The organism is Moorena sp. SIO4A1, assembly GCF_010672065.1.
Classification (GTDB): Bacteria; Cyanobacteriota; Cyanobacteriia; order Cyanobacteriales; family Coleofasciculaceae; genus Moorena.
The window spans coordinates 171,656-194,177 of sequence record NZ_JAAHHX010000008.1 but is presented as its reverse complement, the minus strand read 5'-3'; the positions used below and the strand labels follow the sequence as shown (position 1 = coordinate 194,177).

At 43.5% G+C, this 22,522-nt stretch carries 19 protein-coding genes; 5 read left to right on the top strand and 14 right to left on the bottom strand.

The window, feature by feature from the left end; genetic code table 11:
* Window positions 1-44 precede the first annotated feature (44 nt).
* From F6K53_RS09070 to rbsK, 3 genes are all read left to right on the top strand, one after another.
* On the top strand, window positions 45-1,127 hold the full coding sequence (locus F6K53_RS09070; protein WP_293080420.1) for a phosphotransacetylase family protein: 1,083 nt from the start codon (window positions 45-47) through the stop codon (window positions 1,125-1,127).
* A 178-nt stretch (window positions 1,128-1,305) separates the two neighbouring features.
* Window positions 1,306-1,533, top strand: coding sequence for a hypothetical protein (locus F6K53_RS09065; protein WP_293080417.1), 228 nt, complete (start codon window positions 1,306-1,308; stop codon window positions 1,531-1,533).
* Between the two features lie 169 nt (window positions 1,534-1,702).
* Window positions 1,703-2,632: a ribokinase gene (rbsK, locus tag F6K53_RS09060; RefSeq protein ID WP_293040119.1), complete on the top strand. Its 930-nt coding sequence runs from the start codon at window positions 1,703-1,705 to the stop codon at window positions 2,630-2,632.
* Between the two features lie 219 nt (window positions 2,633-2,851).
* Here the strand turns inward: rbsK and F6K53_RS09055 are convergent, their stop codons facing one another.
* Both F6K53_RS09055 and F6K53_RS09050 read right to left on the bottom strand, forming a co-directional pair.
* Entirely contained in the window at window positions 2,852-3,415 is a 564-nt protein-coding gene (locus F6K53_RS09055; RefSeq protein ID WP_293040117.1) for a Uma2 family endonuclease, read from the bottom strand.
* 112 nt (window positions 3,416-3,527) lie between these two features.
* A complete protein-coding gene (locus F6K53_RS09050) occupies window positions 3,528-5,045 on the bottom strand; it encodes an ATP-binding protein (protein ID WP_293024540.1) in 1,518 nt (505 codons plus the stop codon).
* Between the two features lie 448 nt (window positions 5,046-5,493).
* On the opposite strand from F6K53_RS09050, the gene F6K53_RS09045 reads away from it, so the two are divergent.
* Window positions 5,494-7,155 (top strand): ATP-binding protein, encoded by a 1,662-nt coding sequence (locus tag F6K53_RS09045; RefSeq protein WP_293024538.1) that lies wholly within the window; start codon window positions 5,494-5,496, stop codon window positions 7,153-7,155.
* A 347-nt stretch (window positions 7,156-7,502) separates the two neighbouring features.
* On the opposite strand, the gene F6K53_RS09040 is transcribed toward F6K53_RS09045, so the two are convergent.
* Both F6K53_RS09040 and F6K53_RS09035 read right to left on the bottom strand, forming a co-directional pair.
* Complete coding sequence (locus tag F6K53_RS09040; RefSeq protein ID WP_293043232.1) at window positions 7,503-7,628, bottom strand: hypothetical protein; 126 nt, start codon at window positions 7,626-7,628, stop codon at window positions 7,503-7,505.
* Between the two features lie 41 nt (window positions 7,629-7,669).
* Entirely contained in the window at window positions 7,670-8,476 is an 807-nt protein-coding gene (locus tag F6K53_RS09035; protein ID WP_293080413.1) for a PRC-barrel domain-containing protein, read from the bottom strand.
* A gap of 347 nt (window positions 8,477-8,823) precedes the next feature.
* On the opposite strand from F6K53_RS09035, the gene F6K53_RS09030 reads away from it, so the two are divergent.
* On the top strand, window positions 8,824-9,189 hold the full coding sequence (locus F6K53_RS09030; protein ID WP_293080410.1) for a LapA family protein: 366 nt from the start codon (window positions 8,824-8,826) through the stop codon (window positions 9,187-9,189).
* A gap of 308 nt (window positions 9,190-9,497) precedes the next feature.
* On the opposite strand, the gene F6K53_RS09025 is transcribed toward F6K53_RS09030, so the two are convergent.
* The 10 genes from F6K53_RS09025 to F6K53_RS08980 all read right to left on the bottom strand — a co-directional run bounded on the left by F6K53_RS09025 (window position 9,498) and on the right by F6K53_RS08980 (window position 22,164).
* Window positions 9,498-9,842, bottom strand: a complete 345-nt coding sequence (locus F6K53_RS09025; protein ID WP_293043224.1) for a hypothetical protein — start codon at window positions 9,840-9,842, stop codon at window positions 9,498-9,500.
* 444 nt (window positions 9,843-10,286) lie between these two features.
* Window positions 10,287-10,856: a cytochrome C gene (locus F6K53_RS09020; protein ID WP_293043221.1), complete on the bottom strand. Its 570-nt coding sequence runs from the start codon at window positions 10,854-10,856 to the stop codon at window positions 10,287-10,289.
* A gap of 19 nt (window positions 10,857-10,875) precedes the next feature.
* Window positions 10,876-11,784, bottom strand: a complete 909-nt coding sequence (locus F6K53_RS09015) for a MoxR family ATPase (RefSeq protein ID WP_293080434.1) — start codon at window positions 11,782-11,784, stop codon at window positions 10,876-10,878.
* Window positions 11,785-12,174: 390 nt separating this feature from the next.
* Entirely contained in the window at window positions 12,175-12,366 is a 192-nt protein-coding gene (locus F6K53_RS09010; protein ID WP_293080407.1) for a hypothetical protein, read from the bottom strand.
* A gap of 108 nt (window positions 12,367-12,474) precedes the next feature.
* Window positions 12,475-12,639, bottom strand: a complete 165-nt coding sequence (locus tag F6K53_RS09005; protein ID WP_293080405.1) for a hypothetical protein — start codon at window positions 12,637-12,639, stop codon at window positions 12,475-12,477.
* Between the two features lie 6 nt (window positions 12,640-12,645).
* Window positions 12,646-12,921 (bottom strand): hypothetical protein, encoded by a 276-nt coding sequence (locus F6K53_RS09000; RefSeq protein ID WP_293080402.1) that lies wholly within the window; start codon window positions 12,919-12,921, stop codon window positions 12,646-12,648.
* Window positions 12,922-13,065: 144 nt separating this feature from the next.
* Window positions 13,066-14,094, bottom strand: coding sequence for a bifunctional riboflavin kinase/FAD synthetase (locus F6K53_RS08995; RefSeq protein ID WP_293080399.1), 1,029 nt, complete (start codon window positions 14,092-14,094; stop codon window positions 13,066-13,068).
* Between the two features lie 60 nt (window positions 14,095-14,154).
* Entirely contained in the window at window positions 14,155-17,553 is a 3,399-nt protein-coding gene (locus tag F6K53_RS08990) for an ABC transporter substrate-binding protein (protein WP_293080396.1), read from the bottom strand.
* A 247-nt stretch (window positions 17,554-17,800) separates the two neighbouring features.
* Window positions 17,801-20,815 (bottom strand): ABC transporter substrate-binding protein, encoded by a 3,015-nt coding sequence (locus F6K53_RS08985; protein ID WP_293080393.1) that lies wholly within the window; start codon window positions 20,813-20,815, stop codon window positions 17,801-17,803.
* A gap of 65 nt (window positions 20,816-20,880) precedes the next feature.
* Complete coding sequence (locus F6K53_RS08980; RefSeq protein ID WP_293024522.1) at window positions 20,881-22,164, bottom strand: ATP-binding protein; 1,284 nt, start codon at window positions 22,162-22,164, stop codon at window positions 20,881-20,883.
* Window positions 22,165-22,522 lie beyond the last annotated feature (358 nt).

Genomic DNA, 22,522 nt, shown 5'->3' with positions numbered 1-22,522 from the left:
CAGTTTTATAGCCAGTTTTATAGTTATAGGAGTGTAAATAAGGGGTGGCAAAATCCGCTAAGTATTTACTAATTGGGTCAACAGAAGCTTACAGCGGTAAGTCAGCAACGATCCTGGGAATTGCCGATCAACTGCAAGCAAAAGGGATAACGATTGCCTACTGTAAACCACTGGGTACCTTTTTGAGTAGCAATCAAGGGTCAACGATAGAGGAAGATGTCCAGTTTATCACTGACATACTTAAGTTGCCAGATAACATGGTGCGATCGCCTTTGCTGTTTATGGATGCTCAAACCATTGAAAAACGCTTGGGAGGACAAGACTCAACCGATTACCGTCAGTCTCTTCAAGACTATCTCCAACCACTAAGTAGTGATGTAATTTTGGTGGAAGGACCAGCAACCTTGAGTGCGGGGACTCTGTTTAACTTATCATTACCAAAAGTTGCTCAGACAATTGATGCTGCTGTCTTATTGGTGGCTCGTTTTCACTCGGTTTTACTAGCAGATGCGTTGTTATTTGCTAAGCAACGTCTGGGAGAAAGCTTACTGGGAGTTTTAATTAATGATATTCCCCAAGACAAGCTATCAAGGGTAAAAACAACATTGAAACCGTTTCTGGAACGGCAAGAAATCCCAGTATTGGGAATGATGCCTAGAAATAATCTGTTGCGCAGTGTTAGTGTTCGGGAACTAGTACATCAGTTGCAAGCTAAAGTGCTATGCTGCCCTGACCGCTTGGATTTGATGGTGGAAAGCTTGACCATTGGGGCGATGAATGTCAATGCTGCTCTGAAGTATCTACGCAAGGGCGTTAATATGGCGGTGGTGACGGGAGGCGATCGCCCAGACCTTCAGATGGCTGCTCTAGAAACCTCAACCCACTGTTTAATTCTTACCGGTCAAGTTCAGCCTCAAGCGGTTATTCTCAGACGTGCTGAAGAGTTTGAAATTCCCGTACTTTCCGTTGATTTAGACACCCTCACTACTGTTGAGATTATTGACAATTCTTTTGGTCAAGTACATCTCCATGAAGCAATTAAGGTGGAGTGTATGCAACAGATGATGAATGAATATTTCGACATTGAGCGGTTGATCAAGTTACTTGGTTTGAAACCAGCTTTATAGATGCATTAGTTGAAGGTTAAAAGGTGAGAAGGTTATTCGCACAAGGCGATTCTGTATAGGGTAGGTTTGCAGGTTCCGTAGCGTGGGCTATTGGCCAAGGTTAAAACGTTAACTTGAAAGTTACTAAATAAATTATAACTCTGTTAAAGGTAACTCTATTATAGCGTTTATCGTAGCTATGAGGTACACATTATTTTTTCACTCTTACCTCTTACCTCTTACCTCTTACCTCTTACCTCTTACCTCTTACCTCTTACCTCTTACCTCTTACCTCTTACCTCTTACCTCTTACCTCTTACCTCTTACCTCTTACCTCTTACCTCTTACCTGCTCCCTGCTCCCTGCTCCCTGCTCCCTAAAACCCATAAATGTGTACCTCACAAGTCGTAGAATTGCTATAAATTAAATATGAAAACAATTCTGGTTTTTGTCATCATTAATTTTGAAGGTTGTCAGGTTATAATGTTGAAGGTTAAAACGTTTGCCAAAAGGCTACGCTAAGCGAACAACGTTAAACTTGCTTGCCTTCTAACTCTTTTCAACTTTCAATTTGCTAACTTGTAATTTTGTTAACGATGAAACCAGTTATTGTTTTCGGCAGTATCAATATGGATTTGGTAGCCAAAACTCCCCGGTTACCAGTTCCAGGTGAAACACTACAAGGCCATGAATTTTTTACTGCTCCTGGTGGGAAAGGGGCCAATCAAGCTGTGGCGGTAGCACGGTTGGGTATCCCCACTAACATGGTGGGGCGCGTTGGTTGTGATGATTTTGGCACTCAGCTACGCTACAGTCTAGGGGTAACGGGTGTTGACATCGATAGCGTTTTGGTTGAGGAGGCGGTGAGTTCTGGGATTGCAGTGATTTCGGTGGATCAGGCTGGGGAGAATACCATTATTTTCCTGGCTGGTGCTAATGGGCATGTTAATGAAACTGATGTGGAACGCCTCAGTAGTTTGTTGCCAGAAGCCGCTGTTTTATTGATGCAGTTGGAGATTCCCATGTCAGTGGTGCTTTTAGCAGCAGCCGCAGCTCAGAAAGTGGGTTGTCCAGTGATTCTTGATCCAGCACCAGCTCAGGACTTGCCAGAGGAACTGTATGGCATGGTGGATATTATGACACCGAATCAGTTGGAAGCCTCTGTACTAGTGGATTTTCCTGTCGATACCATAGAGTCAGCGAAGAACGCATCAGAAGTACTGTTGCAACGAGGTGTGGATACGGTGATTGTGACCTTAGGGGAGCAGGGGGTTTTCTGTGCCACTGCTTCTGAATCGTTCTTCGTCCCTGCTTTTTCTGTTGAGGCTGTGGATACTGTGGCAGCTGGAGATGCCTTTAATGGTGCAATGGCTGTGGCAATAGCCAAAGGGTTACCGTTGCGGCAAGCGGTAATATGGGGAGCTGCAGCTGGGGCGCTTGCTGTGACTAAGGCTGGGGCTCAGCCGTCTTTGCCGGATAAAGAGACATTCAATGCCTTTCTCACAGAATTAGGTATTAGCTATTAGCTATGATACCATGATAGTCTTAGATATTAGATATTAGATATTAATTCTTAGATATTAATGATTGCTAATAGATCATTTACCCGAAATTTGCTACTACTGGAAATCCTGATGGTGGAGCTACTCATTAATACTAATTAATCCAGTTTGAGCAAATTATTGAGTTTTGGTAGTACGTCTTTTTCAAAACTCAGCCACTCAGCAGTCACTACTATACAGTAACTATACAGTAACATCCTCATAAATTAAGGAGATGGGACAACTAAAATCAATGCTAGTCAAGTGAATTTCGTCTCCTTCTGTGTAGGGATTGAGTTCCCATTTGCCTTGTGGATTGCGCCGGAAGCACTCGATAGTGATCTGTTGAGTATCAATCAAAAGGTATTCTTGTAAGGTTTTGATGCGGCGATAGTTAGCAAATTTGCGACCTCGATCAAAGGCTTCAGTGGAGGGAGAGAGGACTTCTGCAATTAGACAGGGATGATAAATGACTTTGAGGGCATTGCTGTCTCGTTGGTCGCAGGTTACCATGACATCAGGGTAGTGAAAGGGTCCTTTTTCTGATACACCCACTTTGACACTAAAGATAAAAGGACGACACGAACCTCCCCGCAAATGGCTTTTTAAGGCAGTGGCAAGATTCAGAGCAATGGTTCCGTGGGGAATAGTTCCCCCAGTCATAGCATAGACTTCGCCGTCGATGTATTCATAGTTAAGTTCTTGCTTTTCTTCCCAGTCTAGATAAGCTTCGGGAGTCATGTACTCTCTGTGATAAGAAGCAACCATAACCACCTCTTTTATGTCCTGTTTTGGAGCTAGTTGAGCTTGATTTAAACTATAGCGCGAAACTCCCCCTGACCGAAACCGCGACATATGATAAGACAAAATATTTTTGCTTTCATACCTGCTCGCTTTCGACAGGGCCTTCAATATTGCTTTTTCTAAAAAGGGGTATTGTAACTGTAAACGTTGTCCCTTGGTTGAGAGTGCTTTTAACTTCGATTTGACCGTGGTGATTCTCAACTATTGTTTTAGCGATCGCTAAACCTAGCCCAGCTCCTTTTGCTGTATCATAAGGTCTAGCTGGATCAGCTCGATAAAAGCGATCAAAAATGTGAGGTAATGCTGATGGTGATATGCCTCGACCGGAATCAGTTACCTTGACTTGAAGGAGGTAGCGCGGTCTTGGGGTTCCCCCCCATGAGGGAGTAACGGTGAGGAATGGCAGGTTTCTTGCCCTATGTTTGCTGGGAGGTTCTAACTGTTGTAATTCCACTTGAATAAATGCTTCCCCTGGAGTTTTGGTAGAAGCGGGTGTGTATTGCACAGCGTTATTGACTAGATTGGTAAATAAACGTGCCAATTGATTCCAATCCCCCTCAAGGGTAAAGGCATCTTCGTCGAATGTTGGATTTTGGAACACCTGACTAGGGCAGGCTGGCCGAAATGCTTGACCATCCTCCATCTCCCCCTCTTTCTCCTCTGTCCCCTGTACCTGATCGGGATTGGGGATGTCAATCAAGTACAGGGAAATCCCTTTTTCTGTAGCAATCAGTTGTTGCTCCTCGATCACTTCCATTAGCAAAGCATCTAGGTGGACTAATTGCCACTGGGGTTTTACCATACCGCTATCAGCACGAGCCAAAAACAGCAGGTCATTGACCAGTTTTCCTAAGCGCTGGGTTAATCGCTCTATCACTTCGAGTTGGTGCCGTTGCAGCTCAGATGCCAAATCGGGATCCCCCAGAGCAACTTGTACATTAGTCTGAATCGTGGCAATCGGGTTTCTGAGTTCGTGGGAAGCATCAGCAGTGAATTGTTTGAGCCGTTGGTAGGACTCCCGTACTGGTTCCATAGCCATACCAGATAGTAACCAACCAATAGCACCAGTAGAGATAATTATCACCACTGTACCTAGAGTCAGATCAAATATCAGTTGGTGGCTGGGTTTGGTGACTTCAAACCATGGGTGGCTAACCCGTAAATAACCCAAGATATAATCCTCGATTTGCACCAGTTGGGTTAACTGTCGCAGGAGATGCTCTGCTGATAAATGAACTGTTGCCCTAGTGGTGTTGGTCTTTAAGGGAATAGTTAAGGGTTCTGAGAAGGTTGACCACAGCAAATCCCCCTTCGGACTAAACCACTCCAGGTCAATGTGGTCATCTTCTACCCCATCACTATTGTCTCGAAAACTGGCTTCAATGTTAAATTGGTAGGGCATCTCGCCATGGTCCACAGGTTGAATCACCAGTGATCGCTCTACCACTTCTACGACATGTTTGAGGGTGTCATCAACCCGTTCAATCAGGGTGTGGCGGACATAAAGATAGACAGCAGTTGCAAATAATAACAGTAAGACTGCCGTGACCGTAGTGTACCACAGAGCAAGGCGTCGGCGAGTAGTTTGAAACATGCTTATTTAACTCAGATCTTGAGCACAACTGAGAACCGAACCAGTTGCTGCCAGTGTAGAGGACAAAGCTAAAATTGATATCGTGTCCGACTTGTCAGAAACGATCAGCCCTTAGCCTAAGCTGATCATGCCTAATGCCTTCAAGGATAAACCTAATTCTTGAAATCTTACTACGATTACGCCTCCTCAGATTTAAGATTAATTTTATCATTCGAGGCGAAATGATCCATCGAAGACCCTCAGACGGTATACTTTTTAGTATTTTAATCCCCTTAATCTCAAGGATTATACGGATTTTATGTGAATTTTTTAGGAAATTATCCGTATAAGTACGGAGATAACGATTAGTGAAATTACGGTGGAAACAGGTTTTTTTTTAAGTCAACATTAACATAATAGAGTTAATTCATATCTCACAGATGTTTGTTGATTAGTTAACGGTATTTCAATGTCATCAACATACCTACCAGTCACTTCTCCTTCAGCTGATCAAAGCAATTTCCCTGCACCAGTCCCTGCTTCAGTTATTTATTTTCAGAATAAACTGCCCAAAGAAAGACCAGAGCATCCTGATTGTACCCGAATCCTCTTAATTGAGGACGATATCCAGGATATTGAGCTCATTAAAGCATTACTCAAAAAGGCCAAACATTTTCCAGCAACACTCACCCATGTAGAGACCTTAGAGCAAGGTATCGAATGCCTAAAGCATGGAAATATTGATATCGTACTCTGTGACCTGTTCTTACCAGATCAGCAAGGCCTAGAGACATTTTGTGAAATTTATGCCCAGTTTCCGGAAGTGCCTATAATCATTCTGAGTGGACTGACTGATGAGAATTTAGCCATAGAAGCGCTACAAGAAGGAGCACAGGATTACTTAGTTAAAGGACAATTTGATCGGAACCTATTGGTACGAGCGATGCGCTATGGCATTGAGCGGCAACGACTGCTGTTAGCACTGAAGCGACAAACTGAAGCCCTACGAGCCAGTGAAGAGCAATTTCGCACCATGATTACCAGAAATGCTGATGGTGTTGTCATTATTGATCACAATCGAGTGATTCAATTTGTTAATCCAGCAGCAGAATCCCTGATCAACTGTAAAGCGGAAATACTCCAAGGAGAAATATGGTGCAGTTCCCTAGTTGTTGGCCAAACTACAGAACTAGATATTTGCTCCTCCTATGGAAAAATTGTTATTGTCGAAATCCAGCTAGTAGAAATTCAATGGGAAGGGAAAAAAGCCTATATGGCATCACTGCGAGATATCACCACTCGCAAGGAAATAGAAATTGCTCAGAAGCAACTGAATGATGAGTTAGAACGTCGGGTTAAAGAGCGCACAGTTGAACTAAGAGTAGCCAATGCTCAGCTCCAAGTTTTGGAAGTTAAACTACGTCAATCACTGGTGAAAGAGAAAGAATTGAGCAAATTTAAATCTCGGATTATCTCTAGCATTTCCCATGAATACCGCACCCCATTAACTACGATTTATTCATCAGCAGCAATCCTGGAACGGTACTGTGATAAAATTGATCCGACTCGGCAAGTAAAACATTGTAGACGTATCCAATCCATGGTTCAGCACCTGACTGGTTTAGTGGATGATGTGCTATTTATTAACAAGACGGAATTTGACCAACTAAATTTCAAACCAGAACCTATATACTTAGTTGGATTTTGTATTAAATTAGTTGATGAAATCAAATCTAAAACCACAGATAAACACCAGATATTGTTTAGCCATGAAGGTGATTGTAAGGAATTTACATCAGATCCTAAGATGCTACGACAAATGCTAACTAATCTCCTCTCTAACGCTATTAAATATTCTCCTCAAGGAGGCACAGTCGAACTTAACCTTAAGTGTGAAAATAATCAAGTAATACTGGAAGTTACAGATGAAGGTATTGGCATTCCTAAGCAGGAGCAAGGTGAGTTATTTAATTCCTTTAGTCGCGGGAGTAATATCGGTTCCATAGGGGGAATTGGATTGGGCTTATCAATTGTAAAAAGTTATGTGGAACACCATCAAGGTGAAATAGTTATGGAAAGTGAAATAGGTGTAGGTACTCGTATTAAGGTATCTTTACCATTGCTTCGTTAGTGGTTAGTATGACTTACAAAAATTGATTTATTTAACCGCAAATCCCCATAAGATGCGAAGCTCCGAAGACTAATATATAGCAAGTCTTATACCCATGAGGTACAAATCTCTGGGTTTTAGGGAGCAGGGAGCAGGGAGCAGGGAGCAGCGGATATGGGAAGAGGGAAGAGGGAAGAGGGAAAAAATAATGTGTACCTCATAGCTATGAGAAACGCTATAGTTGGTAAAAGGTATTTTTAAGCCATCATATATAGTTCCGTTAAATACTTATAGAAATTATTATTTTGGTGAGGGATAAAGCTTATCCTTTTAAGGCAAAAGGCAAAAGGCAAAAGGTAAGCATTCAGCTACGTGGCCAAGGCCAACGGCTGACCGCTGACCGCTGACCGCTGAATACTTACGTTAATGGAAAATGGAAAATGAAAAATTCCCAATTCCCAATTCCCAATTCCCAATTCCCAATTAACAGCCATAGGCAGAAATTATCCCCTGATCAAAAATCATTATACTCCAGTTATTTTTTGTCTTTCAACTGCTTCGTAACTGATTGAGCTTTATCCTTTAAGTGTGCGGTAGTAGCATTGGCTCTGTCTTTCAACTGCTCAGTGACTGATTGAGCTTTATCTTTGAACTGTGCGGTGGTAGCTTTGGCTTTATCCTTCAACTGTTCAGTGACTGATTGGGCTTTATCTTTCAACTGTTCTGGTATATGTTGAGCTTTTTGCTTGACAGCTTGAAATTCCTGGACAGTTTTTTGATAATCTTCCTTGATCAGGTCTGTAGCTTGACCAATTTTTTGATTAAGTCCTTCCCCATACTGTTTACTATTTTGAGCAACTGCATCCAGTACAATTACCCGCTTGCTGCCAATACTCGAAATTGCTACTGGTGGGAGTAGATACATACCATCGATAACCCCATGCCAGCCAACGTCGGAGAAGAGATAGTTAACTACAGTACCGCTTTTGGGTTTGAGCAAGTAGTCCACTAGCTTACCAATTTTGTTACCCGCATCTGTCCACACTTCATGTCCGATCAGGGAATCCCAAGACTCGGTGTTCTCTTGAGTTTTGTGATGTTTGCTAGTGTTGACGAGAATACTATCGGTGCCAATACTCTCTATTTGACCCCAAGCAAAGTACCGTTTTTTCGTCCCAAGTAATCCAGACTTACACCTTAAGGCAACAACTCGATGAGCTTGATAGTCCAACAAGAGTTGATCGACATGACCAATTTCTTCGGTGGTCTGACGCTCTAATACTAGACGATTGAGTAACTGGCTCTGCTTGATCGGTTTGGCTTGGAGAAATAATAAAGACATCTGTTCATGTATCCAATAGTTAAGAACTGGCGATCGCGGTCGGAAAAAGACACAGAAGGCTTTGAGAGGTAAGCTATCAGACCCTCAGCCCCTCACCACCTCGAGCTTAGAGCTTACGTTCAACAGTTAAACCAAAAGCTGAGTTTATGTCTGTGGGAAGTATATATCCTTGATCGGACAATACAGAAAGCTACTATGCTTCCATAGTCTTTCCTTAGAGTCTTTGCTTAAGCTTCAGATTCTGCTTGTGTACCCCTCTGTGATTTTTTCTATCTTTAGCTTACAATAATTTAGTCATGATTTAGTCAAGTCTGATCTAGAGGATTACCACGGAGTGAGTAGAGACTATGCGCTTATTGTTTTTGATTTCAGGCTTTGTGATCGGCTTAGCTATAGCAGCGATATTATTCGCCCTTCAAAATAAAGAAATTGTGTCGGTAAACTTTGGAGTTTGGACTATAGAAGAACCTTTATCTATAGTAATTCTTTTAACTCTATCTATGGGCTGTTTAACTGGTTTATTAATCTCCACACCTACTTTAATTAACCAAAGTCGTAAACTAGCTCGGCAACGGAAACGGATTAATGAGTTAGAGCAGGATTATAATGAAACAATAGGAAATATTGAGAATCAACGCAAAAGGATAGAGTATTTAGAAGATAGTTTGAAAAGTAACATAGGTGCTTCATCAGCAGAATCTGAGCCGCAATAGCTGGAAAAATGTTAAGCATATGCGCTACGCCCACGCTGCGCGAACATCGGTCAGGGGTCGTCAGCTAAAATAAACCCTGTGCAGGGTGCGCCTATGGGCAATGGGCAATGCGCAAACGGTAAAATTTAATAGTTCGAGATTAATGAGAATTGAAAGTCAACATAAAAGTACATCAGCATAAGTAAAAGAGATTAAACGAATACTTATCTCTTTTCTTAAAAAGCACCTCAAGTAGCGTGGGCGTAGCGCATTAGCTGATAGCTGATACGCGACACGCTGATAGCTTACCTAATTTTATCTACCTAATTTTAACTACCTAGCAAAGATTCCAACTCAGTTTTTAATGATTCAAAATCTGACACCCTTGACACCAGTAAATTATCCTTACCAGCATCATTTAATCGTTGTTTCCAATAACTGATTATTTCTGGGTGATTCATCCAGAATTGAATCACACTGTCTACAGCTTGATCTAGGCTCCAATCTGCCTGGGAGGGAAGGGTTTCAGCTGATTCAATTAAAGCATCAAGGGTACACTGATAAGTACCTAAGTATTTCAGCCTTGGTGGAACTTTTCTCTGACTCAACGTCTGTTGATGATTGAAAAAGTCTAGGACAGGAGATACTCCTAAGATTTCAAAGGTGTATTTCATAGGTTTAATACCTTCCTTTTTACCAGTTATTCTTTTTGCCAGTTATCTCAACCTTTCGAGCCAAGGTCATCGAGATGAGTAGATTTTTCTTTGTTCTGTGTTCTGCGTTCTGGATAAGAACTCTGACTGTTTACTAATCCTATAGAACTGCTATTCACTAAATACTAAAGGAATTGTTAAATTGGTTTTGTAGTAATTGTAACACAATGTTATAGCCTGTAGCACACCGGAACAGGGAGTAGGGAGTAGGGAGTAGGGAGTAGGGAATCGGGAATCGGGAATCGGGAAGAGTGAAAAAATCTTGTGTATCTGATTAGACTAGAAAGTGCTATAATTCCCTATCTCCCTATCTCCCTATCTCCCTATCTCCCCACCTCCCCATCTCCCCATCTCCCCACCTCCCCATCTCCCCACCTCCCACCTCCCCACCTCCCCATCACCGGATTAAGGGGCATCCTGCCATTCTGGGGTCAGGGTGCGGTAATCGTAGTTTGCGACACTGGGATGACAGGTAACACAGGTTTTAACCCCAAAGGGTCGAGGGATTTTCACTCGGGGATGTAGGGCTTTGAAATAACGGGATTGGGTCATACGATAAGGTACTTCTTCGTCTTTGTTATGGGGACGGGAGAAATCTCGCAGGTATTGCCAGGTCAGCAATAAACTTGGACCAAGCAGTCTTCGGAGTTGGGTACCATAATGTTCCTGTGGCTCTAACAATAACCGACGCCAGGTTTCGGTAGGCAATACTTCTGGTGGCAAAGCAATGTGACAACGGGAACAGTTTTCTAGGTAAAGTTCTTTGCCTAATTTGTAGCGCTTGGACACTGGGTCCATTGATGCGATTAATTCGGTCGGGGTGGAACTAACTGTTTCTGGCTCAATCGTATATCCTACGGCTCGCTCCAGTCCCCATCCTATGCTAATACTCCAAAAAATCAACAATAATAATAGAACCCAAGCTGAACGTCTACGGTTTCGCCTTGGGTGTCTTGACTTCAAAAATTTGGACATACCTCACACACAACACTCTTTAAGGAATTGGTACAGAGCGCAACAATTGCTCAACAATGGGCTGAGCACGACGCCCCCCCGAGGTAATGAGACGATGGGACAGTACATAAGGTGCCAGGAACTTGATATCATCTGGAATGGCATAATCTCGACCTTCGACAAAGGCTAGTGCCTGGGTTGCCCGTTGTAAAGCAATGGTACCGCGAGGACTGACTCCTAAGGTGACATCTTCGGCGGAACGGGATGCTCTGACTAAATTGAGCATATACTCTTGTAGTGACCGTTCTACTTTCACCTGGTGACAAAGATGCCGTAATTCTAATACTTCATCGGTGGTGATACAGGGGGTGAGCTCGGAAACCATCATGCCTTCTAGATGGCGTTGCAACATCTGGAGTTCTTCTTGTTCTGTGGGATAACCTAGGGATAAGGATAAAAGGAATCGATCCATTTGGGCTTCTGGCAAGGGGAAGGTACCTTGATATTCCACGGGATTTTGGGTGGCAATCACGAAAAAGGGCTGAGGTACAGGACGCGATCGCCCATCTACGGTGACCTGCTGCTCTTCCATTACTTCTAATAAGGCTGACTGGGTCCGGGGTGTGGCTCGATTAATTTCATCGGTTAGCAAGACATGGGTAAATACTGGACCTGGCAGAAATTCAAATTCACCACTGCGCTGATTCCAGATATTGGTTCCGGTGATATCGGTAGGTAAGAGGTCAGGGGTACATTGAATACGTTGAAATTTGCCATCTATGGAACGGGCTAGGGATTTCGCTAGCAGTGTCTTGCCCACACCAGGGATATCTTCGAGCAAGGCATGACCCCCAGCCAATAAGGCCACAATCACTATACGAATGGCATCTGCTTTACCAACAATCACACGACCGAGATTTTCCTGGAGCTTTTCAATTCTTTCTCTCATATAGCAGTGTTCAATTGGGTGAGGGACAAAGTCTTTGGTTTTAGGGAACAGCGGATCTGGGAGCAGGGAGCAGGGAACAGGGACTTCGGAGCAGGGCAAACATCCCCCTATCTCCTATAAGCTAGCAAGGCTTTTGGGAAAATGGTAATTCACAAGAGTGTGGGGAGATGGGAAAGATTTTAATACTGTTTCTCATAGTTATGAGGTACAGGAAGTACAGTCAAGTGTCTTACCCCAACTCCCGATTACCGATTCAAATGTAAAAAACCTACCCTGATCAGGTGGGTGATCCCCCCTAACCCCCCTTGATAAGGGGGGAACAAGAACAAGATTAAGGGGGGCACAAGAACAAGCCAGTTACTGATATGACTCCCCATCTTCCCACACTCCCTATTCCTCTTCCTCCATGGGTAGACTTATATCAAGAAAAATTAAAAACTTCCCATCAGGCATGAGATGTTTCATGGCTTGGGAATAGCTCCTAGCATCAGAAGGGCTGCAGAACCGAGCGAAAACTAATGGTGGCCTGCCTCGCAATAGGCGAATCACCACCCACGGGTGTAAGCTGGGACGATAAGACATAATTGAGGTATCTCCTTTAAAGGGGAGCCAGAGCCAGCCTTCGGCGTGAACATCTTCGGGCTGGCTCTTACTTTTTTATCTCCATTTTTATGATAGCACAAAAATTATTTAATTATAGCATATTTTGAAAAGTTTTGTAAATTTTTGTGGGAGCAGGGTGTAGGGAGTAGGGAATCGGGAATCGGGAATCGGGTAGGGTGCGTTAGGGGCGGGCTTGCCAGCATGTTCAACCTCCTCGTAACCAGTGTTGGGATAGTCCGCACCGTAACGCACCACCAGTCAAACTGATTTGGTCTTGGGGTTTTGCTGCGGGATTAGCGATCGCATAAACGAAAGGAAAGCGCGATCGCATAAACAAAAGCGCGATCGCATCACCAATACAGAAGCGATCGCATAACTAATACAGAAGCGATCGCATAAACGAAAGCGCGATCGCATAAAGGAAAGGAAAGCGCGATCGCATAAAGGAAAGGAAAGCGCGATCGCATAAAGGAAAGGAAAGCGCGATCGCATCACCAATACAGAAGCGATCGCATCACCAAGTCGGTTGAGCAACTACAGAATTCTAATCAAGAATCAGTGAGCCTCCCCTAACTCCCTAGTGGGTGATCCCCCCTAACCCCCCTTAATAAGGGGGGAACAAGAGCCAGCTATTGATGTGATTCTTAATTCTTAATTCTTAATTCTTAATTCTTAATTCTACATTCCCCTAAAAAAATCCCTAGCTGCTTGACAGTCTGTATGAATTTGGGCTTTGAGCTGGTCTAGGGAGGAGAATTTTTGTTCGGGGCGGATAAATTTCTGGAGGCTTACGGTTAGGGTTTGGCCATATAAGTCTCCGGACCAATCGAATAGATGAACTTCGACGGTTAAACTGGTGCCTTTGACGGTGGGGCGCATACCAATATTCATGACACCAGGATGGGAAGATAAATTGGTGTCTCGGTGAGAGGGTTCAGGGGTATGGGAGACTTCGACGCAGTAAACCCCGAGCTTGGGGAAAAATTTGTCTGGGGGTAAGTGGAGGTTAGCGGTGGGAAATCCAATGGTTCTACCAAGTTGTTGACCTTTCTCTACTCTTCCGATTAGGGTGTATGGCCGTCCTAGGAATCGGTTGGCTTTGTCGATATCCCCTTCGGCTAAGGATTGGCGAATGCTGGAACTACTGATCCGTTGCTCTTGACGTTTGTACAAGGATACGATATGCACGGTAATACCGTAGGCGGAGGCGATCGCATCCAAATCCGTTGCGGTGCCAGCTCGCTTATGGCCAAAGCAAAAATCCTCTCCGACACTGACTTGCTTTGCTTGGAGTTGCTCCACTAAAATTTTTTCCACGAATTCCTGGGGACTCAGGGAAGCTAACTCCCGGTTGAAGGGTAATAGGGCTAACTGTTGCACACCCAAAACACTTAACTGTTGGGCTTTTTCCGTTGGTGGTGTCAGCAGCTTCCAGGCTTGACCGGAAAAGAATTCTCGGGGGTGGGGATTGAAGGTGGCTACGGTGGGATAGATTAGTTCTAGATTTGGGTCTAGATTCGGGCTACTGGTTTCCGGGTTACTAATTTGCTCAAGATGGGATGATGTCAGGGCTTGAGCTTGAGCAGTAACTGGCTTTGGCAAAATGGGAGCAATAACTTGCTGATGCCCTAAATGGACGCCGTCAAAGTTTCCAAGGGCAACAGCGGTTGGTGTTAACGCAGTAGTTAGAGATGATGTAATCCACACGCTTAATAGTTTGACATATTTCTCCGCTGCTAGGCAACAGATGCTAATTGCCCCATGAACTCATTTCAATTTAAATTTACCGTCAACCACTTCCACCAGGACAGGTTCACTCTCACGCTCCCCTTGGTTATTAAACTGCAACGGTAACCCAGAGGTTTCATTAGGTGAAAGCTTAATATTGCGGAGTCTGTCGAGAACTAACTCTCGATCGGCGTCCTGAAACAAAGCCTGAATAAAGGCTTGAGTAGCATCGAAGCTAGTGGCAGTGCGCCAGTTAACCTCTCCTTTCCATAGTTCCCTAGCTGCTGTAGAAAAGTTTCTGGCATCTCGTGATTCCCTAAACCAGGGGACTGCTATAGTCAACCCTTCCACCGCTTGCCCACCCTCTTTCAAGGTTTGATAATTATTTAAAGTATCCCCACCGAATAACTTCAGCCCTTGCTGATCTTGGTTGTTGGGGTTAGGGTTCAGGTTAGCGTTGGCTTTAGCAATATTAACAGCTGTATTAATGTATTCCACGCTGGGGAATAACATGGCGGCCTTGACTTGATCTTGATAGAGACTGCGTTTTACTTCTTCAGTTATATTCAGGTCGCGATTGTTTAAGTCAATCTCCCGAACCACCTTACCCCCTAGATTTTCAAACACACTTTGAAAATCTTTGTTTAAACTCTTGCTATAGGCACTTTCAGCATCATAGAAAATTACGACCTGGTCTAAGCCAGGTTGAGTTTTGACATGTTGAGCCAGTTTTTTCCCAAGTGCTTGATTAGAAGCAACTGTTCTAAAGAACACGTTTTTCTTGACATCAAGACTGGTTAAATCACTACTGGCGCTGGTGGAGGAAATCATCCCTAAGCCAGCTTTGTCATAGACCGGGATTGCAGCTTTAGTGGCATCACTAGAGTTATGTCCAATTACCCCCAGGATAGACTTGTCCTTAACTAAAGCCTGAGCTATTTTTTTGGCTTGGGCTGGATCGTTGCCATCGTTAGCGATCGCAATTTCGAGGAATCGACCATTTAATCCCTCTGAATTATTGAACTGATCTTGGGCTTCGGCCACCCCTCGCAATATTTCTTTTGCTGTGGATTGTGACTGGTCTATGGGCACTACCACAGCGATAGTGAATGGCTCCAACCCCTGTTGACGCGCTCGGGCATTGTTGTAGTAAATCAGGAATTCTGGATCATTGGGATTATCCTGCCAAGCTTGGGAAAAACCCTGAGCGGCTGCGTTATAGTTTTGGTTTTGGAATGCTTCAGTAGCACGGTCAAATGTTTTCTTGTCAAATTTATCCTTGTTGTCAATTCTAGGAAATAAGCTGTGCTCACCTCGACTAATAGTAGTAACGACGCATCTAATCCCAAAGACTTTTTGGGCACCGGTTGGACAGGGCTTTGATACGTTATAAAATCCTACACCAACTAGGGAAATAATTGCTACAGCTGCTACTATTTTACCTAACCAATTCCATTGACTAAGGTTCTGATAATTACTGACGTATCTCAACTCACCAGTCATCCCGGAGCTATCAGTATTTTTATCTAATTTTTCAGAATTATCTAATTTTTGATAATATTCAATTTCCAGTAGTTTTTCTAGTGCCAATAGATTGTCTTGCTCAATTTCCAATACTTGCTTGAACTGTTTTTTTGCTGTTTTTAATTCTTGTTGCTCGATTAACTGATTGCCATAATTGAGTAGCGATCGCACCAACCCATCTTTGTTACAGATTTGGTCAACTTTATAGGCTCTTTTGTAATAGGTAACCGCTTTGTAAAATTTTCCGCTATCTAGATATCCTTCAGCTAGGGCAAAGACAGCACTAAAATGATTAGGGTTTAGTTCCAACACCTGTTCATATAGCCTTAGGGCTTTGGTAATTTCCCCCTGTTGATACTGGGTAGTGGCTTGTTGATAGATGGGATTAGTTTGCTCTTGCCCTAGTTTTTCTAGTTCTAGGATTTCTTGCTGAAGTGGGTAACGTTTAATCAACCAGCGCCGGATAAATTCAATGGTTATCTTCTGTTTGGTTTTATCTAAGAAACCCCGTTTCGCTAGTTGGTCTAGTGCTTCCATTAAGGAATTTGTTTGAATAACGCCGTAGTGTTCCAGCAGAGTTACAGCAAGTTTCGCCCCCCTAGGGCGTGTCTTCAAACTCTGAGATCCCCCTAAATCCCCCTTAAAAAAGGGGGACTTTGAGTATGGCTCCCCCCTTATTAAGGGGGACTTTGAGTATGGCTCCCCCCTTAATAAGGGGGACTTTGAGTATGGCTCCCCCCTTAATAAGGGGGACTTTGAGTATGGCTCCCCCCTTATTAAGGGGGACTTTGAGTATGGCTCCCCCTTCCGCGCGGGGGGCTGGGGGGGATCTAATTTAGCCCCCCAACTTTGGGGGGTTTCTGAGTTAAAGTCCCCCAGAATTGGGGGATTTAGGGGGCTTGCAGTTGGTAGTGAGGTCAATTCATCTGAAAACGGCTGTAATGGCCCATCTGAACTATTTTTATAACTATTGTTAACGGTATTATCCGCCTCGGCAAAGGCGGATAATACTACTCGCTCTGGAATAGATAATCCGGCTCTAATCCCTGCCAAACCAGCACTAGCATTTTCTAGGGCTTGGTCTACACTGTTTTCCACATCTTCTGGGGTGATTTGCCACTGCTCTAGCTCCCTAGCTCTGCTAAAAATAGCAAAGCATAGGACTTGGGTAAAATAGGGATGCCCAGCTGATAAATTGTAAATAGCTTCGATAGCAGCAGTTTCGTAGGTCAATAACCCTGCTGCTGGTTTGGTAATTAGCTCCTGGGTAGTTTGTTGATCAAGTAAGCCAATTTCTTGGGTTGGGGCATCCTTGAATATCTGGAGTAAATTCGGTAAATCTTTGGATTGCTGTTCGACACAAAGAATCAGATATAAATTATCCTGTCGAGCAACTAGGGATTTTAAGTAAGGAAATAAATGCTGGTATAATAGGTGATTATCTTTGGTATTATCTGGGGCATTTAAAGTCTCGAATTCATCCAGCAATAATGCTATATTTTGGTTACCCAAGCTTTGAAAAACTTGGGGCAAAAACTGCTTATAAAAAAGCGAGGTATCGGTGGCTAGGGCGGTACGGTCAGGCAAGGGGATGTCAGGGGAGTCTAGTGCCAAGCTCTCTAGGATTTCTATGGCCAGTTCCTCTAAGACCTCACCAAGAGATTTGTGACTGTAGGATTGCAGATCAAAGGGCACAAAGGCAAAGTTATCTAAGTTAACCGATTTAGGAATATGATTAAGGAAAGAAGACTTACCAATCCGCCGTTGACCGTACACTATCATCACCTTGGCTTTATTCCTGAGGTTATCCTCGATAAACCGGAATAAGTTTCGTCTTCCCACAAATAATTCCTGGTCATTATCATCAATTGGACGACCAATTACATAGGGATTTCTAGCAACTGTTGAAATCATTTTTTGTCATCTCCGATAGAGATAGAGATATAAGGTTTACTGCTTTAGTTAGCTTGTTTTTACTTACTACACACTCTATACTATCCAATTATTGAGGTTTTGTATAACTGGTTTTATAGACAACTCCCTAGGATGATGTTTAGAATCCTTATATTTCCTCCCCAGGTTATAAATCTAAAATTTTAGTTAGTATTTTTAGTCAGTATTGGTGAAAGGGACTTAGGTGGTATTGCCCCAGGCTTGATGATTACGGTGACTTTTCAATCCCCTCTTGGTCTTGCTCTGGCACGAATTTAAATTTACCCTCAACCACTTCCACCAGGACAGGTTCACTCTCACGCTCCCCTTGGTCAGTAAACTGCAAACGGAACTCGGAGGTATCACTGGGTACAAGATTAATAAAGCGGAGTCTGTTGAGAACTATCTCTCGGTCGGCGTCCTTGAACAAAGCCTGAATAAAGGCTTGAGTAGCATCGAAGCTCATGGCAGTAGACCAGCTAACACCCCCTGGCCATAGTTCCTTAGCTGCTGTAGAAAAGTTTTTTGCCTGTGGTGCTTCCCTAAACCAGGGTACTACCAGAGTCAACCCTTCAAAAGCTTGCCCACCCTGTTTCAAGGTTTCATCATAATATAATGTATCTCCACCGAACAACTTCAGCCTTTGCTGACCTCGGTTGTTGGAGTTAGGGATTAGGTTAGCGTTGTCTTTAGCAATTTTCACAGCTGTATGAATGGATTCTACCCTCGGAAATAAGATGGCGGCCTTGACTTGATCTTGAGAGAGGCTCCTGAGTTTTTCAGTTATATTCAGGTTGGAATCGTCTAGTTCAATCTCCTGAACCACCTTATGCCCTGGCTCTTCAAAGTGGGTTTCAAACTTTTCTTTGAGATCCTTACTATAGTCACTGTTAGAATCATAAAAAATTACCACCTTGTCTAAGCCAGGTTGAGTTTTGACATGTTGAGCCAGTGTTCTGGCAAGTGCTGGATTAGAAGGAGCTGTCCTAAAGAACACGTTGTTCTTTTTATCAAGACTGGTTAAATCAGTACCGGTGCTGGTGGGGGAAATTATGGCTAAACCAGCTTGGTCATATACGGGTAGTGCAGCCTTAGTGGCATCACTAGAGTTATGTCCAATTACCCCCAGGATCGAGTTGTCTTTAACCAAAGCCTGAGCTATTTCTGTGGCTTTGGCTTCTTTGTTGCCATCGTTAGCGATCGCAATTTCCAGGAATCGACCATTTAATCCCCCTGAATTATTAAACTGATCTTGAGCTTGGGCTACCCCCCGCAATATTTCTTTTGCCCTATCTTTGGACTGGTCGATGGGCACTACCACAGCGATAGTGAATGGATCAAACCCTTGTTGACGAGCGCGGGCATTGTTGTAGTAAATCAACAATTCTGGATCATTTCGATTAGCCTGCCAAGCTTCCTTAAACAACTTAGCTGCTTCGGAATAGTTTGCGTTTTGGAATGCTTCAGTAGCAAGGTCAATTTTTTCCGTGTTGTCAATTGTAGGAAATAAGCTGTGCTCACCTCGACTAATAGGAGTAGCGATGCATCTAATCCCGAAGACTTTCTGGGCACCGGTTGGACAGGGAGTTGCTACCTTATATCCCACACCAACCAAGGTAATCATGGCTATGGCTAAAGCTGCTGCTAGTTTTCCAATGCCTAACCCAGTATGATTTGGATTATTATCAACTGGAGTGATAGGTGGATTACTAAGAGCTGCGATTTTAGCTTCAATATGTTCTAGCCTCTGCCTTGCTAATCTTTTATCAGGCTCAATGTGCAGCATTTGCTGAAAAGGCCTCTTGGCTTTTGTAAATGCTTGTTGGTCGATCAACTGATCTCCATAATTTAGTAGCGATCGCAAAAACCATTCTTTGCTTTGTACTGGCTTAACTTTATAAACTCTTGTATATACTTCTACGGCTTTGCTGAAATTTTTGACCTGGAGATAGCCGTGAGCTAGAGCCAACAGAGCCCTAAAATGATTGGGATTCATTTGCAAAACCTCTTCATAGAGCACTAGTGCTTTCTGAATTTGCCCTTGTTGATACCGTGCAGTGGCTAGTTGATAGATCGGATTAGTTCGGTCTTGGTCTAGAGTCTGCAGTGCTAGTATCTCTTGCCGTAGTGGGTGATACTGAACCAACCAGTGCTGGACTAATCGCACCTTTACTCTACGTTCTGTGTCATCGACGAAACCGTAGCGTTGAAGTCGTTTGGCTGCTTCATACAGGGACTTGGTCTGGATCACACCATAGCGCTTGAGGAAGGATAATGGGTGTTCTGGCACCGTCTGGTGTTGTGAGATAGCTATTTTTTGAGCCTCTGCCACCGCTGAAAATACCACTTGCTCTGGGATCGGTAACCCATCCCACAACCACGCCAATCCCGCTTCAGCTTTTTCAATAGCCTGCTTAACTATAAGCTCCACATCTGCGCTATAAATCCTCCTGTTTTGGTTTTCCCTAGCCCTCGAGAACAGAGTAGAGCATAGGACTTGGGTAAAATAGGGATGCCCAGCGGAGAGTTTGTAAATTTCGTTAATGGCATTGATTTCATAGGTTACCACACCCTGAGCTGGTTTAGTAATTAGTCGTCTAGCACTGAACTCATCGAGAAAACCAATTTCTTGGTAGGGTGGACTCCCAAACACCTGGAGTAGAGTGGGCAAATCATCGAGATTCCGCCCCATTACGGCAATCATAAATAATTGATGGTGCCGTTTAATCAAGTCAGCTAAATAGGGAAAAAATCGGTATTCTGAGCGAGACTTTGGGTTTGTTAAAACATCAAATTCATCCAGCAGAACTACCAAATTTTTACTTTTTAATACCCAATAAACTTTCGGCAAAAATTGTTCAAAAAAAATAGTTGGATCCTTGTCTAACTCTTGTTCCGAGGGCGGGGTAATATAATCTTGCTCTAGATCAAAGTCATCAACTAAGTGCTCACAAATATCTTGAGCCAATTCATGGATAAGAAGACTCAAGGGTTTGTGAATAGAGCTGTGTAAATCGGAGTTAACAAAGAAAAACTGATCCGTAGCAACTTTCTTGGGAATTTGTGCCAAGATCGATGACTTGCCAATTCGTCGTTGACCATGGAGTAAGATTACCTTTACCCTCTGCCTGAGGTTGTCTTCGATAAACTGAAACAGACTCTCCCGTCCAAAAAACTTGTCTGGATCATCGATTACACTCCCGATAATATAAGGATTAGGATGATTACGGCAGTTATTAACCATTCGCGGACTATTTATGATTTGTTTAACGTTTCTCCAAAACACTCAAGGTTAGCTGCCCTTTCACGTCAAGAAAATGCAGCTAACACCTTACTCACCCATGCCAAAGCAGTCTTGATTTTGTCTTGATGTTGCGATATCCACTTAATCGCCTCGGTGACTTGATGAGCTTGACTATGGCTGAGTAGATTGAGAAAGACTTTTTGCCTATCTTCTAGTAACGGATTATTAGTCTGCCAAAGTTCCTGAATCACCCACCGTTCCATAATGGATGAGGTAAATAATAAGTCTTGATGGCAGATCATCACTCCTGGTTCTTTTCGGTTAGTAATCACCCCTTGTTCGACGAGGTTAGTTAACTCTCGCTGGTGTTGGCTAAAGATTACGTCAATACCTTTTAAGTCAAAGTGCTTGTTATGATGGAGACGACCGTTTAACTTAAATAAGGCTATCAACATCAATAAAGCTTGCTCAACCTCGCTGCACCTTTTCCAAATCGTTTCAAAAATCGATAGGGTAGTAGCTTCAAAGTCCCGAGTAAAGGCTTGGGCATCAGGGATTTTGCCAGTTTTTAGCTCTCGATAAAGCAAAGAACCAGCAATCTGGAGCAGAGCCGGATGTCCACCAGCAATCTCTCGGATCAGCCCCCGTAAGGTTGGGGTAATTGGAATACCAGCCATTAATTGATCAATGTCAGAGTCAGTCAATGGCTTCAGGGATTGGAACAGATAATGGTTGTACCAGGGAGAACTATGGGGATTGAGAGCAGGACCAAGTTCACTGAGACGCCGGAGTGAGGCCACAATCATGGATAGATATTTCCTCTCCCGAGAGTGATAGGCAATACTGCGACACTCCGTGACAAAGGTTTCCATGTCAGCATGACTATAGTGCTGGTTTTCCAGCAGTGCCCAATCATAGTCATCCACTAGCAACAGTAAGAATTTGTGGCGTTTGCCAAGCTGCTTTAATACTTGGCGCATGCCCCTGCTGGTTGCTTTTCCCTGGTCCAGCAATGTCTGGATCTGTTCCTGGAGGTCTGGCTCACTGTGTAATTCCTCTTGGAGCAGATTAAAGACTTCTTTCCAAAACCTTGGAGCTGTAAAGGGTTGGATACTCTGGCAACTCAGGAGCACGATCACAGCCTGGGATGGGTCTTGTCCATAGTGTTGCCAAACTTGGGGGGAAGCCAGGAGTTCCAGGAAAGAGGTCTTGCCCATGGCTGGCCCTCCCCAAAGGGCTAGGTTACTACGGTTATAGATTTGATCAAAGGCCGCCTGAATTTCTGATCGTCGTCCCACAAAACGCTCTAGGGAAACTGGCTGACCGTAGGTAAAAGGATTTTGCATCATCTTGGCTTCCATATTCAATTTTCAATTTGCATTAATAGGACTCACAAAGTTTAGTTGCTTTTGCCCCCCTAACCCCCCAAATCTGGGCAGGGCTGTTTCAAACTTTAGTAAGTTAACGATTATTGGAGATAGGGGGATAGGGGGATAGGGGGATAGGGAAATAAACTAAAATTTACCGAAAAATGCCCAAATTTAGTCATTAAAATCTGACGAATTAACCGCCTTCAATCAACTCAAATCACTAACAATTTGTTAACGGCCTTGGTGTAAGGGAACGATAAATTTGCCCAAAATCCCGAGTATTAGTCCAAAATTCTCCCCATCTCCCCATCTCCCCATCTCCCCATCTCTTTTTTGC

What these genes read in the sequence shown, in the direction of transcription:
- F6K53_RS09065 (WP_293080417.1), top strand. Translation starts at nt 1,306, where the DNA reads ATGAGGTACACATTATTTTTTCACTCTTACCTCTTACCTCTTACCTCT.
- rbsK (WP_293040119.1), top strand. Translation starts at nt 1,703, where the DNA reads ATGAAACCAGTTATTGTTTTCGGCAGTATCAATATGGATTTGGTAGCC.
- F6K53_RS09055 (WP_293040117.1), bottom strand. Translation starts at nt 3,415, where the DNA reads ATGGTTGCTTCTTATCACAGAGAGTACATGACTCCCGAAGCTTATCTA.
- F6K53_RS09050 (WP_293024540.1), bottom strand. Translation starts at nt 5,045, where the DNA reads ATGTTTCAAACTACTCGCCGACGCCTTGCTCTGTGGTACACTACGGTC.
- F6K53_RS09045 (WP_293024538.1), top strand. Translation starts at nt 5,494, where the DNA reads ATGTCATCAACATACCTACCAGTCACTTCTCCTTCAGCTGATCAAAGC.
- F6K53_RS09040 (WP_293043232.1), bottom strand. Translation starts at nt 7,628, where the DNA reads ATGGCTGTTAATTGGGAATTGGGAATTGGGAATTGGGAATTGGGAATT.
- F6K53_RS09035 (WP_293080413.1), bottom strand. Translation starts at nt 8,476, where the DNA reads ATGTCTTTATTATTTCTCCAAGCCAAACCGATCAAGCAGAGCCAGTTA.
- F6K53_RS09030 (WP_293080410.1), top strand. Translation starts at nt 8,824, where the DNA reads ATGCGCTTATTGTTTTTGATTTCAGGCTTTGTGATCGGCTTAGCTATA.
- F6K53_RS09025 (WP_293043224.1), bottom strand. Translation starts at nt 9,842, where the DNA reads ATGAAATACACCTTTGAAATCTTAGGAGTATCTCCTGTCCTAGACTTT.
- F6K53_RS09020 (WP_293043221.1), bottom strand. Translation starts at nt 10,856, where the DNA reads ATGTCCAAATTTTTGAAGTCAAGACACCCAAGGCGAAACCGTAGACGT.
- F6K53_RS09015 (WP_293080434.1), bottom strand. Translation starts at nt 11,784, where the DNA reads ATGAGAGAAAGAATTGAAAAGCTCCAGGAAAATCTCGGTCGTGTGATT.
- F6K53_RS09010 (WP_293080407.1), bottom strand. Translation starts at nt 12,366, where the DNA reads ATGTCTTATCGTCCCAGCTTACACCCGTGGGTGGTGATTCGCCTATTG.
- F6K53_RS08990 (WP_293080396.1), bottom strand. Translation starts at nt 17,553, where the DNA reads ATGATTTCAACAGTTGCTAGAAATCCCTATGTAATTGGTCGTCCAATT.
- F6K53_RS08985 (WP_293080393.1), bottom strand. Translation starts at nt 20,815, where the DNA reads ATGGTTAATAACTGCCGTAATCATCCTAATCCTTATATTATCGGGAGT.
- F6K53_RS08980 (WP_293024522.1), bottom strand. Translation starts at nt 22,164, where the DNA reads ATGATGCAAAATCCTTTTACCTACGGTCAGCCAGTTTCCCTAGAGCGT.